Origin of the sequence: Micromonospora sp. CPCC 205561 (assembly GCF_036906775.1) — a bacterium.
GTDB lineage: Bacteria > Actinomycetota > Actinomycetes > Mycobacteriales > Micromonosporaceae > Micromonospora.
Genome location: NZ_JBAKHV010000025.1, coordinates 14,885 through 28,904, shown reverse-complemented (window position 1 = coordinate 28,904; position 14,020 = coordinate 14,885). Strand labels below are relative to the sequence as shown.

The following is a 14,020-nucleotide window of genomic DNA, read 5'->3' as shown; positions in this document are numbered from 1 at the left end:
GGCCCCGGGCGACGACCGCACCGAAGGCCGCGGTGGGATCATTTCTGGATCGTCGGCCTCGGTCAGAAGCTGCTGACCAGCTTCACGAAGGCCTCGTCGATCGTGGCCGGGTCGGTGGCGTCGAACGCCTTGCCCGACGACGCCTTGGCGATCCGGTCCAACGTTGCGAAGTCCGAGTCCCCGTCGAAGGCGATGCAGAAGACCTTCACCGGGCGCCGCGGGTCCAGGGCCACGTCGGCGAGCAGCCGGTTCAGGTCGTTGTCCCGGGCGTACTCGTTCTTGCCGTCGGTCAGCACCACGACGGCGTTGATCCGGTCCGGGTCGTACCGGTCGAGCAGGTGGCGGTGGGCGGCCCGGACGGTCGCGTAGAGCGCGGTGTCGCCCGCGACGTGCAGGCCGGCGATCCGACTGCTGATCCGCTTCTGGTCGAAGTCACCGAGCCGGACCTCCTCCCGGTACGGGCCTTCGGGCCGCTTCCTGGTCTCGGAGGAGAACGACCAGAGGCCGACCCGGTCCTCGGAGTTGAGCAGCGCGAGCCCCTTGGCCGCCGCCGCCGAGGCAACCTGGAAGCGGGTGCTGTTCCCGACCTGTTCCTCCATCGACCCGGAGGTGTCCAGCGCGATCAGGATGTTGGCCTTCTTGCGCAGCGTGCCCCAGCCGCTGAGCATCGCCTCGACCACCCCCGGGTTCGGCGGCGCGAAGTAGGTCAGCCCGCCGGTGGGCTCGGCGCCGACGCCGGCGAGCAGCTCCGCCGAGGCCCGTCGTTCGTGGTCGCGGAAACCGAGGCGGGCGAAGCTCTCCTGCTGGAGGTCCTCGGTGAGGAAGGCCAGGAAGTCGTCCGCCGCCGCGCGCTGCCGTTCGTCGGCGGAGGGGAGCACCACGAACGGGTGGTCCAGGTTGAAGGTGCCCTCCTTCGGGTGTACGGCGACCAGCGGGACCTTCGGTCGAGGGCCCCGCTCCTGGCCCTCCTGCCGGGGGCTCAGCCCGCCCTCGTTGTAGAGGTGGACCAGCTCCTCCTGCATGACGATGGCGCTCATGTCTCCCGTACCGGCGCCCGTACCGGCCAGGTCGGCCTCGGCGAGGTCGCGGAGCAGCTCCACCGAGTCGTCGCTGTAGTGCGACACATTGGCCTCGATCTGCCGGACGAACCGGGTCACCTTCGGATCCGACAGGTCCGACCTGGTCAGGTCGCTGGATCGGTTCGCGGCGGCGTAGTAGGTGGCGATGGTCGCCGCCAGACCCGAGGTGGAGAGGTTCGGATTGTCCTTGCCGAAGGTGAAGCGGCCCCACTCCGGCCTGCCGAAGCCCGCCCAGCCCTGCCGCCCGGAGAGGCCGAGGATCTCTCCCCAGCCGAGCGGCCCGCGCCCGCGTACCAGCTCGCCCTTCGGCTGCGGCATCGCGATGACCAGCGGGCTGTTGGCGATCGACGGATACCTGTCCGGCGTCTGCGGCGGCCGCCCGGCGGCCTCGTCGAGCAGCCGCAGTTGGCCGGTCCACAGGCTCGACGTCGGCAGCCAGACCTGTGGCTCCGGCAGGCCCGTGCCGCTCCAGCCGGCGGCCAGCGCCTCGGTGGCCTTGCCGGAGGTCAGGGCGCTGACGCGTACGCGGGCGCAGCCGCCGCCGTGCAGTGACCGGCCGCTGCCGTTGTACCGCTCGGCCAGCTCGACCAGCAGCGCCGCCTTCTCGGTCGAGGAGTTGACGTCCAGGCTGGTGGAACAGTCCGCCCGGGCCCGGTCGGTGCCGGCGTCCGGCTGCCGGACGAGCACGAACGCCCCGGCGATGACCAGCAGCCCGGCGGTGACGGCGGCGGTGTACGGCAACCACGGCCGGGCACGTGACGGGGCTGGGACCATGGGGACGTCCTCCTCGGCGGTCGACTGATGGCGGTCAACCTACCGCTGCGCCGCCACCCCGACGGCGCCGGTACCGTCCGCCCCGGGCCGACCGGCGGCGCGGCAGAAATACCCGGATCCGGCGCCGTCGGTCACCGACGCTCGGAGCGGTCGCCCAGTGTCGTCGCGAGCAGCAGCCGGACCACGTAGACCACGGCGAAGGCGGCCGCGCCGACCAGCGCGGCCGTGGCCACCGCCCGGGAGGCGACGTAGCCGACGGCGGCCCCGGTCGAGCCGAGGAAGATCGCGGTGGAGATGCCCCAGGCGTCGGTCGACTCGCGGCGCAGCCGCCGCCCCCAGCCGCCGGCGGCCAGCGGGCCGGACGGGGTGGCCAGCGGGCCGGACGGGCTGACCGTGGCCCTGCCCCGGGGCAGCGGCCCGCTCGGCGTCGGCGCGCCGGCGGTCTCGTTGCCCACCTGGAGCACGGTGTCGCGGCGCAGTGTGCCGACGGCCCCGGCGCCCTGCCCGAGCAGCCGCATCAGCACCTGTTCGGCCTCCGGCCGCTCCGCCGGGTCCTTGGCCAGGCAGTGCCGGACCAGCTCGGCCAGGTCATCAGGGAGTGGGGGCAGGTCGGGCGGGTCGTTCAACACCCGGTGCATCACCGCGAAGAGCGAGTCGGTGCCGAACGGCGGCCGGCCCCCGGCGGCGAATGCGATCGTGGCGCCCCAGGCGAAGACGTCGCAGGGCGGGCCGATCGAGTCGTTGCGGAACCGTTCCGGGGCCATGTACGCGGTGGTCCCGATCACCCGGCTGGTCATGGTCTCGGTGACGCCCAGGGCGCGGGCGATGCCAAAGTCGATCACCCGGGGACCGTCCCGGCCGAGCACCACGTTGTCCGGCTTCAGGTCGCAGTGCACCACGTCCGAGCGGTGGATCGCGGCGAGCGCGGTGGCGGTGCCCACGGCGAGCCGGTGCAGCGCGTTGCCGGCGATCGGGCCCTGCTGCCGGACGTGCCGGTAGAGCGTCGGCCCCTCGATGAACTCGCTGACGACGTAGGGCTGGTCGCCGTCCACGTCGGCGAAGAGCACCTGCGCGGTGCAGAACGGGGCGACCCGGCGCGCCGCCGCGATCTCCTTCATGAACTGCGCCCGGGCCCGCACGTCGCTCAGATCGAGACCGATCATCTTGACCGCGACCCGCTGGCCCTCGTCGTCCTCGCCGAGGTAGACCACTCCCTGGCCACCCGCGCCCAGCCGGCCGAGCAGTCGGTACGGGCCGGCGGCGACCGGATCGTGCGTCCACAGTGGCGCCAGCCCCGGCACCGGCGCGCCGGCCACTCCTGTCATCCCGACTCCATCAGGTCGTGCCCCGGCCACCCGGCGCGGCGGACACCGGCCATCGTGCCATGTCGGCGCCGCCCGTCAGAACAGCGTCGCCGGTCCGACCGGCGCCGGCTCCGGCAGCGGCGCGAGCCCGGGCAGGCGCGCCCGGACCTCGTCGTGGAAGGCGCGCGCGAGTTCGGGGGCGTCGGCGTTGTCGGGGGTGTGCACGAACACGGTGGGGGAGCGGCCCTCGCGCAGCCAGCCGGTCACCACGTCGAGCCAGGGCTGCCAGCCCTCCACCGTCCGCGCGGGGTCGTCCCGGCCGAGGTACCGGACGACCGGCCGGTCGGTCAGGGCGCGGGTACGCGGCGCCGTACGCGGCTTGCGGGTCCACGCCTCGCGCTCGGCGTCGCTGGTCGGCGGGGTGCGGAAGAACGCGGTGGTGTCGAACGGGATCCACTCCGCGTCGACCGTGCCGAGGGTCTCCTCCAGCGTCCGCGCCGCCCCGGGGTCGTCGAAGAACGCTGGGTGGCGGACCTCCACGGCGTACCGGTGCGCGGCGGGCAGCCCGCGCAGGAACCGGGCCAGCGACGGTACGTCGGTGGGGCCGAACGAGGCCGGCAGTTGGACCCAGAGGGCGTGTACCCGCGGGCCGAGCGGCTCGATCGCGCCCAGGAAGGCCCCGAGTTCCTCGTCGGCGCCGGTGAGCCGGCGTTCGTGCGTGACGGTCCTCGGCAGCTTTAGCACGAACCGGAAGTCGGCCCCGGTCTGCCGCGCCCACGACGCCACCGTCTCGCGCGCCGGGGTGGCGTAGAAGGTGGTGTTCCCCTCGACGGCGGTGCACCAGCCGGCGTAGGCCCGCAGCCGTTCGTCGGCCGGCGTCGGGTGCGCCAGGAAGCGCCCCCGCCAGGCCGGGTGCGTCCACATCGCGCACCCCACGTGCAGGCGCATCCGACCTCCCACCCCTCGACGGTTCCGGCGCGGAGGGCTGCCCGCGCCGCCGGTACGGTATCCGGCCGGCACCGCCGCGACGCCCGAGGGTGTACGGACGTGTGATGGTGAATTTGTGTGGGCGGTGCGATTAAGCGCCTCGCCGACCCGGTCGCGCTCTCGTCGTCGGCACGTTCGCGCAGGTCGGAGCGGCCCCGGCGGCATCGCCCGATCCGGTGCTGTGGGCAGCGTCTCGTGTCGGTACGACCGACTCCGTTAATCGACTAGTGTCGAAATCGCCGACGATCCCGCGAAGTCGGGACGCGGTTTTCGTGACGACTCCGACCACCGCCGCCCTCATCGTCGAGTGTCCGCGGATGTCCTTCGGAGCCACGAGGGAGGATGCCGAATGAAGCGGCTGACAAGACACGGGAAGCTCGCGGGGACGCTCGTCGCGGCGATGACGATGACGATGGCGATCGGGCTCGCGGTCGCACCGGGCGCGCCCGCCGGCGCGGTGCCCGGAGGGACGGCTGCGGCGCCACCGTTGCAGTGCGTCGACAACGGCACCAGCGGGCACCGGGTGCAGGTGCTCTACACGTACGAGCCGGGCACGAGCCGGTTCGCCGAGCGGGAGGCGTCGATCCGGGCGGCGGCGTGGGTGGCCCAGCAGAACGTCAACGACAGCGCCCGGCGCGACGGCGCGCAGCGGTGGATCCGGTTCCTCACCGGCAGCACCGGGTGCCAGCTCACCATCGACCAGGTGCAGGTGCCGACCGGCACCGCCAGCTCCGACACCCTGCTCAACGTCCTGCGGCCGCTCGGCTACGACGCGGACAACCGGCTCTACGTGATCCTGTCGGAGAACCACCGGGTCAACTGCGCCGGCACCGTCGACGAGGGCATCGCCGACCCCACCGCCCCGGGCACCGGCAACCAGCGCAACAGCCGGACGGTCTGGATCACCTTCCAGCCCTCCTGCTTCACCGGGCACACGATGACCCATGAGCTGGCCCACGGCCTGGGCGGCCTGCAACCGGAGGCGCCGAACCACTCCGGTGGCGGGCACTGCTCCGACGGCAACGAGACCCTCTGCCAGAACGACAACCCGACGGTCTGCACCGACCCGCTCGCCGTGCGGCTGCTCGACTGCGGCAGCGACGACTACTTCGGGATCAACCCGCAGGGCAGCTACCTGCCGACGCACTTCAACGCCGCCCACCACAGCCTCTACCTCCAGGCCGGCAGCGCCGTGCCGACGATGGCCACGATCCCCGCCCTTCCGCCGCAGCTGCTGCGGGCCACCGACGTGGAGGGCAGCTCCGTCGTGCTCAGCTTCCTGCCCAGCGTGAAGCCGGTCGGCTCCGGTTACGCCGTGGATCACCAGGTGCTGCGCAACGGCACGGTGGTCGCCACGGTCCCCGGCTGGCGCACCTCGGTGCGGCTGACCGGGCTGGCGACGAACACGACGGCCACCTACACCGTCCGGCAGCGGGTCACCCACGCCGGCGTGACCCGCACCTCCGTCGCGTCGCAGCCCCTGACGGTCACCACGAACAGCAGCACGGCGCCGGCGGGCGCCGCCGAGAACGGCGCCACGATGATCCTCGCCAACGACGTGCTCGACGGCTCGGGCGCCAACCTGACCATCGACGTGCTGGGCTTCAGTGAGGACGAGAACGCCACCGTCATCCAGTGGCCGCAGAACGGGGAGGCCAACCAGCAGTGGAAGATGACCTCGGCGACCGGCGGCACCTGGACCCTCACCAACAACCACAGCCTCAAGTGCCTGACGCCGCTGGGCGGCGCGACCACCGCCGGCACCCCGGTCGTGCAGGCGACCTGTTCCGGCGCCGCCGCGCAGCGCTGGAGCTTCACCCTCCTCTCCGGGGTGACGTACCACATCAAGACGGCGTCCAACCTCTGCGTGCGGGCGGCGGGAGGGTCCACCGGCGCGCTCACCGCGCTCGAGCTGGCGACGTGCTCCGCGACTGATCCGACCCAGCGCTGGAGCACCAACCGGACGGCCTGAGCACAGCGGTGGGGGCCCGGACCCGGGCCCCCACCGCCGAACCGTCCGGCGGCCCGACGTGGGCCAGGCGTGGCCCCGGCAACTCGCCTCCAGCGCCCTTTCGAGCTGATGTCACAAACGAATCAGCGACCGGGCGCCTGCGCCTCTTCGCCAGCGCCCCTTCGAGCTGATGTCGCAGACGGCTCAGCTCGAAAGGACCGGCAGGACGACCGGCCCCGGCACCGAAGAATTCCACGAGCACGGCGGAAGCGCCCGGCCAGGACTCGCGGGGCGCAGCCATCGCGGCCCCGACGTACGCTGCCGCGATGAGCGCACCGTCCCGCATCCTCGTCTACGGGGTGTACGGCGCCGGGAAGTCCACCCTCGCGGCGCGGCTGGGCGAGCGTCTCGGGGTGCCGTGGCACCCGGTCGACGACCTGCTCTGGCAGCCCGGCTGGGTCGAGGTGCCCGTCGCGCGCCAGCGCGACCGGATCGAGGCGGTCTGCCGGCGCGACCGGTGGATCCTCGACGGGGCGTACCACGGTTGGCGGGACGTGGTGCTCGCCCGCGCCGACCTGGTGGTCGGCCTGGACTACCCGCGCTGGCTCTCCTTCTGGCGGCTGCTGCGCCGCACCGCACGCCGGGTGGCGACGGGGGAGGAGATCTGCAACGGCAACCGCGAGTCGATGCGCAGCGTGCTGTCCCGGGACTCCATCCTGCTCTGGCACCTCGCCGCGTTCGGTCGCGCCCGGCGGAGGATGCGGTCCTGGCAGGCCGATCCGGCCGGGCCCACGGTGCTGCTGTTCCGCTCCCCGGCGGCCCTCGAACGCTGGCTCGCCGGCCTGCCCCGTCGGTGAGCGGCACAGACGCGCCCGCCACCCACCTCCGCGCGGAGCGCCCGCCACTCCACCGCGGTCGTCGCCGGCCGGCCGGTCACGGTGGTCGGCCGGGACGCCGGTCGACGAGCGGCGTCAGGCGGGCTTGAGGACGGCGTGGGCGGCGGCGAGGCGCTCGGCGTCGGTGCGGGTGGGGTCGCCGCCGGAGACCTCGTCGGCCCAGCCGAGCAGCCGGTGCAGCTGCTCGTCGGGGGCGGTGACCACCCGGGGGGCGCCCACGACGACCACCCCGCCGGTGCCGTCGACGGTGACGAGCGTTCCCTCCGGGAGGGCCCGGCCACCGGCCCGTACGCGGCCGCCCGGCACGTCGATCCGCAGTTCCGCGGCCCCCACGACCGCCGGCTTGCCCATCGCCCGTGCCACCACCGCGGCGTGGCTGGCCGGTCCGCCGCTGGCGGTGACGACGCCCGCGGCGGCGGCCAGCCCGTGCATGTCCAGCGGGGAGGTGTGCGGGCGCACCAGGATCACCGGCCCGTCGGCGGCCATGGCGACCGCCCGCTCGGCGGTCGTCGCGACCCGGCCGGCCGCGACCCCCAGGCACGCGCCCAGCCCGCGCAGGAACACGTCGACGCCGGCTGCCGCCTCGATCCGGGGCGTGCGGGCGGACCCGAGATGCCGGGCGGACAGCCGCAGCAGGGCCTCGCGGCGGTCGATCAGCCCCTCGTCGGCCAGGTCGACCGCGACGCGGACGGCGGCGCGGCCGACGAGCCCGCCCGGACGCATCTGCAGGAGCCACAGCCGGCCGGACTCGACCGTGAACTCCACGCCGCAGGCGTCGCGGTGGTGCCGCTCGACGCGGGCCAGGGCGGCCAGCAGCTCGGCCCACGCCGCCGGTTCCCGCTCGGCCAGCTCGGCCAGGGGCCGGGCCGTCGAACGCCCGGCCACCACGTCGTCGCCCTGTCCGCCGAAGAGGACCTCACCGCGGGCGACGGGCTCGCCGGTGTTGGGGTCCCGGCTGAACGCGACCCCCGCGCCGCTGTGCCCGTCGCGGTTGCCGAAGACCATCGCCTGCACGGTGACGGCCGTGCCGAGGTCGTGCGCGATGCCGTGGAGCTCCCGGTAGGTCCTGGCACGCGGCGTGTTCCAGGACGAGAGGACGGCCTCGACGGCCAACCGCAGCTGCCGCCCCGCGTCGTCCGGCACGTCGTCGCCCGCACGCTCGCGCACGAGGGCCTCGACGCGCCCGACCGCCTCGGCGAGGCGCGGCTCCGGACCGCCGTCGGCGCGCCCGGCCGCCCCGCGCGCTAGCGCGTCGAGGCGTTCCGGCGCCACCCCGACGACCGCGCCGGCGAAGCTGGACAGGAACCGCAGGCGCGAGTCGAGCGCGAACCGCGGGTCGCCCGTCTCGGCCGCCAGGGCCGCCGTCGCCGGGCCGGTGAGGCCCACGCCGAGCACCGTACTCATCATGCCGGGCATCGCGACGGCGGCGCCCGAACGGACCGACACCACCAGCGGCCGGCGCGCCGCGCCGAGACGCCGCCGCGTGTCGGCCTCCAAACCGGCGACGGCGCCCGCCAGCTCGGCCTCCAGCCCGTCGGGCAGTCGCCCGTCGCGGAGGAAGGCACGGCCGGCGGCGGTGCCGATGACGAAGCCGGGCGGTACGGGCAGGCCGAGCCGGCGCAGGACGACGAGCCCGTGCCCCTTGCCGCCGAGCACGTCGGCCGTCGCGTCGACCCCGGCCGACAGCGGGTGGATCCAGCTCATCCGGGTAGCCTGTTCCGGTGCCGGGCTCACCGCAACCACCAAGTACCGACCTGTTGGTCCTGCACACCCTGCGTTGCGTCGGGTTCGCCGGCCTCGCCCGGGTGGCCGAGGCGGCCGGGCTGTCCGAGTCCGACGCGGAGTCGGAGCTGATCGACCTGGCGGTCGCCGGCCTCGTGACGCGCCTGCCGGGCGGCTTCGGCGGGTGGGGGCTCACCGAGGCGGGCCGCGCCGCGGACGCCGAGCGGATCGCCGCCGAGCTGGACGCCGCGGGCGCGCGGGCCGCCGTGACCGCGGCGTACGACGGCTTCCTCGTGCTCAACCCGGAGCTGCTCGACCTCTGCGCGGCCTGGCAGACCCGGTCGGCGGACGGCGTCGCGACCCTCAACGACCACACCGATCCCGGCTACGACGCCCGGGTCCTGGACCGCCTCACGGACCTGCACCGGCGCGCCGAGGTCGTCTGCGGGCAGCTCTGCGCGGCGCTGCCGCGGTTCCGTCGCTACCGGACCCGGCTCACCCACGCCCTGACCAGGGCAAGGTCCGGCGCGACGGACTTCGTCACGAACGACCTCGCCTCATACCACGTCGTGTGGTTCCAGCTGCACGAGGACCTGCTGGTCACCCTGGGCATCCCGCGCCGCTGACGACCCCGGCCGCGCCGAGCCGAAGCGGACCGCCGCCCTCCGGCGGGTGTACCCATAAGAGGTACGTGAATGGACGTACGTCATTGCCCCGTCCTTCGTGATCACCTAGGTTGCACACGATCGCACCGAGCCGCACCGAGCGCCTCCCCTGCTCCGGCGAGGCAGCGAGACACATATCGATCGCGCCGCTCAGTGACTTAGGAGCTCACCGTGGCACAGCGTCTCCACCGAAGAACGTTCCCCCACCTCGGCAGGGCACCGAGCCGGCTGGCCGCGGCGGTGGTGGCGAGCGCCATGCTGATCGCGGTGGCTCCCGCTCCCGGCGCCGCCGCGCCGCCGCGCGCCCCGCTGCCGGGCGGCGAGCGCACGCCCGAGCCGCCCGCGCGCCCGGCAGCGGGGCGGCCGCAGCCCAAGAGCGGACTCTGGCTGCTGAGGATGGATAAGCCGTCGGTGGTGGCCGCCGCCCGGTCGAGCGCCGCGCGCGCCGGCGGGATCGACCCCCGGTCCGCGGCGAGCACCTCCTACTCCCGGGAACTGGCGCGTCAGCAGGACACGCTGGTCGACGAGATCGAGGCCACCCTGGGTCGCTCCGTGCGGGTCGCCCACCGGTACCGCAACGTGGTCAACGGAATGGCGGTCGCGGTCAGCGCGGACGAGGCGGCGCAGCTCTCCGGCCTGCCGGGGGTCGCCGCGGTCGTACCGGACGAGGTGCTGGCCCTGGAGACCGACACCAGCAACGCGCTGATCCAGTCGCCCGCCGTCTGGGAGGGACGGACGGCGGAGAACGTCGGAACCCGGGGCGAGGGGGCGGTCGTCGGCGTCCTGGACTCGGGCATCAACCCCGAGCACCCGTCGTTCGCGGCCGTGGACGGCGACGGCTACCGCCACACCAACCCGCTCGGCGAGGGCAGGTACGTCGGCGTCTGCGCCCCGACCCACCCCCAGCACAGGGCGATCTGCAACGACAAGCTGATCGGTGCCTGGGCCATGGTCGGCACCGACGCCCGCGACGACAACGGTCACGGCAGTCACACCGCCTCGACCGCGGCCGGCAACCGGCACGAGGCGACCATCGCCGTCGGCGCCGGCACGCACAAGCTGACCGTCTCCGGGGTCGCGCCGCGGGCCAACATCATCTCCTACAAGGTGTGCATGAGCATCGGCTGCCTCTCCTCGGCCACGGTCGCCGCCGTGGACCAGGCGATCGCCGACGGCGTGGACGTCCTCAACTACTCGATCTCCGGGCGCGACGACCCGTGGAACGACGTCGTCGACCAGGCGTTCCTGGAGGCGTACTCGGCCGGCATCTTCGTCGCCGCCTCCGCCGGCAACAGCGGCCCGGGCCCCGGCACCGTCGCGAAGACCGCGCCGTGGAACATGTCCGTCGCCGCCGTCAGCCACGAGCGGGTCGTCGCCCACCGGCTCGCCGTGACGTCACCGACGCCGGTCCCGGCGGCGCTCACCGGCGTCGCCGCCGTCCCTGGGGAGGGCTCGCCGAGCCCGCCGATCCAGGGCGAGATGCGGTACTCGGGCACCGTCGACGCGGACAACGAGCAGGGCTGCGCGCCCTTCCCGGCGGGGGTCTTCGGCGGCCGGGTCGCGCTGATCCCCCGGGGCGGCTGCGACTTCTCCGTGAAGGTCAGGAACGCCGCCACCGCCGGCGCGACCGGCGTGGTCGTGCACACCCAGTACGGCGGCCCGCCGATCACCATGGGCGCGCTCGCCGGAACCCCCGTCCCGGCCGTGATGATCGGCCTCGCCGACGGGCAGCGGCTACGCGCCCACCTGGCCGCCACCGACGGGCCGGTCAGCGTACGCGTGGACGCCGGCAGCGAGGTGCTGCGCGACGAGGACTGGACCGACGTGGTGGCCGACTTCAGCGCGCGCGGGTCCAGCAGGTTCGACATGCTCGCGCCGACCGTGGCCGCTCCGGGGCGCAACATCCTCGCCGCCACCATGGCGACGAAGGACGACCCCGCCCAGTACGCCTTCATGCAGGGCACCTCCATGGCGTCGCCGCACGTGGCGGGCGCCGGCGCGCTCCTGGCGGCGCTGCACCCCGACTGGTCGCCGACGCGGATCCGTTCCGCGCTGGCGGTCACCGCCGACCGGGACGGGGTGGTCAAGGAGGACAGCACCACCCCCGCCGACCCGTTCGACATCGGCTCCGGCCGGATCAACGTGGGCCAGGCCGCCCGGACCGGTCTGGTGCTCGACGAGACCGCCGCGAACTTCGCCGCCGCCGACCCCGAGGCCGGCGGCGACCCGCAGACGCTGAACCTGCCGGCCGTCGTGGAACACCACTGCCTCAAGATCTGCACCTTCACCCGGACGGTGACCAGCGTGGCCGAGGGTGCCGCGACCTACCGGGTGGCGTCGCGGGCCCCCGTCGGAACGCGGATGACGGTCGCGCCGACGCAGTTCACCCTGGCGCCCGGCGCCAGCCAGGATCTGACCGTCACCCTGGACGTCACCGGGACCACCCGCGGGAACTGGCTCTTCGGCGCCGTCGACCTGACCACCGACGCCCGGCACTCGCCGGACGGGCAGCCGATCGCCCAGGCCCACTTCCCGGTCGCCGTGCTTCCCGCGGCCCCGGACCTGACCCTGGACAGGACCGAACTCAGCTCCAGCATGGACGTCGCGCGGAGCGAGAGCCACACCGTCACGGTGGGCAACGCCGGCGGCGCCGAACTCACCTGGCGGGCGACCGGCGACGGCCCCGGCTGCGCCTGGCCCTCCTGGGCGAAGGTCACGCCGGCCCAGGGGACGCTGGCCGCGTTCAAGAGCCAGCAGATCCTGATCACCCTCGACTCCACCGGCCTGGACGACGGCGGGGTGTTCCGCGCCGACCTCTGCGTGACCAGCAACGACCAGGACCGGCCGACCGCCAGGATCGCCCTGGAGCTGACGGTGGTGCCGGTACCGAAGATCGAGGTGGCGCCCCGGTCTCTCACCGCCCGGCAGCCGGCCGGGTTGGTCACCACCCGCACCTTCGCGGTACGCAACTCGGGGCACGGGGTGCTCGACTGGCGCCTCGACGACCCGGACGCCGGCCCGGGCGACGAGCGGATCAGGTTGCTGCGCGACGGCGTCCTGCTGATCCCGAACTCGGCCACCGCGACCCGCGGGGTGATGGCGTTCGACCCGCACTCCGGGAAGCTGATCGACGCGCAGTTCGTGCCGCACCACCCGTACAACCCGTCGAGCAGCCTGTACACGCCGTTCCAGATCGTCGCCAAGCCGGACGGCAGCGGCTTCCTCATGTCCGACCAGGTGACCTCGATGATCACCGAGTACGGCCTGGACGGCTCGTTCCGGCGCGTGTTCGCCCCGACCGACGGCGTGCGGGATCCGGCGATCATGACCAACACCCGGGGCATGGCGCTCTCGCCGCGCGGCACCGTGCTGGTGACGGTCGCGACCCAGGGCAACGCCAACTCGGTGGTCGAGTTCGACGCCGACGGCAGGTACCTGGGCACGTACGTCGCACCGGGGGCCGACGGCCTGAAGGGGCCGTGGGGCATCCTGTTCCGCGGCGACGACATGCTCGTCTCGGCCAGCGACAGCGACGCCATCCACAGCTTCACCAAGGACGGCTCCCGCGCCAACCCCCGGTTCTTCGAGGGGCTCAGCTGGCCCGGCCAGCTCGCGGAGCTGCCGAACGGCAACGTCCTCGCGGCGAGCTGGGGCAGCGGCTCCACCGCCGGGGTCTGGGAGATGGACCGCGCCGGCAAGCTGCTCGGCGTCTACGCCCCTCCCGGCGGCTCCGGCTACCAGGGCGTCCACCCGCTCGGCAACGGCAACATCCTGACCACCAGCTCGAAGGGGGTCCACGAGATCGACCGGACCGGCCGGCTGGTCGAGGTCGAGAACGACAAGGGCGCGGCCCGGTTCATCACCCACATACGGCTGCCGGACCTGCAGCCGTGCGTGACCCCGGACGAGGTGCCGTGGCTGTCGGTGTCGCGGACGGGGGCCGGCACCGGCGCCGGGCGGTCCACCGAGGTGACCGTGTCGCTGGACAGCGCCGGGCTGGCCGCCGGCACCTACCGGGCGCAGCTCTGCGTCACCAGCGACGACCCGGCCAACCCGCTGGAGACGCTCCCCGTCACGCTCGAGGTCACCGACCAGACCTGCGGCCAGGTGGTCAGCGGCGAGCGGCGCGGCCCGCTGCCGGTGCGCGCCGGGGTGACCTGCCTCGCGCCGGGCGCCAGGGTGTTCGGGCCGGTCGACGTCGGGAAGGGCGCGAGCCTGATCGCGCTCGACGCCGCCGTCAGCGGGCCGGTGACCGCCACCGGGGCCGCCGTGGTCGAGTTGACGGGCAGCCGGGTCGACGGCCCGCTGTCGGTTACCGGGGCGACCGGCCGGGTGGCGATCAGCGGCATGCGGGTGTCGGGTCCGGTCAGCCTGGTCGGCAGCCGCACCGGGGGCACCCCGGCCGTGGTCGCCGGCAACCGGATCGACGGTCCGCTGAGCTGCGTCGGCAACCAGCCGCCGCCGGTGAACAACGGGATGGCCAACACGGTCGGCGGACCGAGATCCGGGCAGTGCGCCCGGTTGTGACCGCCTCGGGCCGCCCGGCTCGTCGATGACGTGGGCCGGACCCGCCGGTGCGGTCGCCACGGCGACCGCACCGGCGGGTCACCGCTCACGGCGCCGGCGGGCATCCGGCGGGCGG

At 74.2% G+C, this 14,020-nt stretch carries 8 protein-coding genes; 4 read left to right on the top strand and 4 right to left on the bottom strand.

The window, feature by feature from the left end; all coding sequences use genetic code 11:
* Window positions 1–62: 62 nt before the first annotated feature.
* The 3 genes from V6V16_RS15135 to V6V16_RS15125 all read right to left on the bottom strand — a co-directional run bounded on the left by V6V16_RS15135 (window position 63) and on the right by V6V16_RS15125 (window position 4,081).
* Window positions 63–1,853 (bottom strand): vWA domain-containing protein, encoded by a 1,791-nt coding sequence (locus V6V16_RS15135; protein ID WP_334562672.1) that lies wholly within the window; start codon window positions 1,851–1,853, stop codon window positions 63–65.
* Between the two features lie 131 nt (window positions 1,854–1,984).
* Window positions 1,985–3,178, bottom strand: coding sequence for a serine/threonine-protein kinase (locus V6V16_RS15130; RefSeq protein WP_334562671.1), 1,194 nt, complete (start codon window positions 3,176–3,178; stop codon window positions 1,985–1,987).
* Between the two features lie 75 nt (window positions 3,179–3,253).
* The gene (locus V6V16_RS15125; RefSeq protein WP_334562714.1) at window positions 3,254–4,081 is read right to left on the bottom strand and encodes a DUF72 domain-containing protein; all 828 of its coding nucleotides are present in this window, start codon (window positions 4,079–4,081) and stop codon (window positions 3,254–3,256) included.
* A 412-nt stretch (window positions 4,082–4,493) separates the two neighbouring features.
* Between V6V16_RS15125 and V6V16_RS15120 the strand changes: the two genes are divergently transcribed.
* Both V6V16_RS15120 and V6V16_RS15115 read left to right on the top strand, forming a co-directional pair.
* Window positions 4,494–6,116, top strand: a complete 1,623-nt coding sequence (locus V6V16_RS15120) for an RICIN domain-containing protein (protein ID WP_334562670.1) — start codon at window positions 4,494–4,496, stop codon at window positions 6,114–6,116.
* Between the two features lie 305 nt (window positions 6,117–6,421).
* A complete protein-coding gene (locus V6V16_RS15115; RefSeq protein WP_334562669.1) occupies window positions 6,422–6,952 on the top strand; it encodes an adenylate kinase in 531 nt (176 codons plus the stop codon).
* A gap of 114 nt (window positions 6,953–7,066) precedes the next feature.
* On the opposite strand, the gene V6V16_RS15110 is transcribed toward V6V16_RS15115, so the two are convergent.
* A complete protein-coding gene (locus tag V6V16_RS15110) occupies window positions 7,067–8,695 on the bottom strand; it encodes a pyruvate, phosphate dikinase (protein WP_334562667.1) in 1,629 nt (542 codons plus the stop codon).
* A gap of 17 nt (window positions 8,696–8,712) precedes the next feature.
* On the opposite strand from V6V16_RS15110, the gene V6V16_RS15105 reads away from it, so the two are divergent.
* Complete coding sequence (locus tag V6V16_RS15105) at window positions 8,713–9,339, top strand: transcriptional regulator (RefSeq protein WP_334562666.1); 627 nt, start codon at window positions 8,713–8,715, stop codon at window positions 9,337–9,339.
* 210 nt (window positions 9,340–9,549) lie between these two features.
* The gene (locus V6V16_RS15100) at window positions 9,550–13,905 is read left to right on the top strand and encodes a S8 family serine peptidase (protein ID WP_334562665.1); all 4,356 of its coding nucleotides are present in this window, start codon (window positions 9,550–9,552) and stop codon (window positions 13,903–13,905) included.
* The last annotated feature ends 115 nt before the right edge of the window (window positions 13,906–14,020 follow it).

Bases quoted from the DNA above. Each gene is read 5' to 3' on its own strand.
- V6V16_RS15135 (WP_334562672.1), bottom strand. From the start codon at position 1,853: ATGGTCCCAGCCCCGTCACGTGCCCGGCCGTGGTTGCCGTACACCGCC.
- V6V16_RS15130 (WP_334562671.1), bottom strand. From the start codon at position 3,178: ATGACAGGAGTGGCCGGCGCGCCGGTGCCGGGGCTGGCGCCACTGTGG.
- V6V16_RS15125 (WP_334562714.1), bottom strand. From the start codon at position 4,081: ATGTGGACGCACCCGGCCTGGCGGGGGCGCTTCCTGGCGCACCCGACG.
- V6V16_RS15120 (WP_334562670.1), top strand. From the start codon at position 4,494: ATGAAGCGGCTGACAAGACACGGGAAGCTCGCGGGGACGCTCGTCGCG.
- V6V16_RS15115 (WP_334562669.1), top strand. From the start codon at position 6,422: ATGAGCGCACCGTCCCGCATCCTCGTCTACGGGGTGTACGGCGCCGGG.
- V6V16_RS15110 (WP_334562667.1), bottom strand. From the start codon at position 8,695: ATGAGCTGGATCCACCCGCTGTCGGCCGGGGTCGACGCGACGGCCGAC.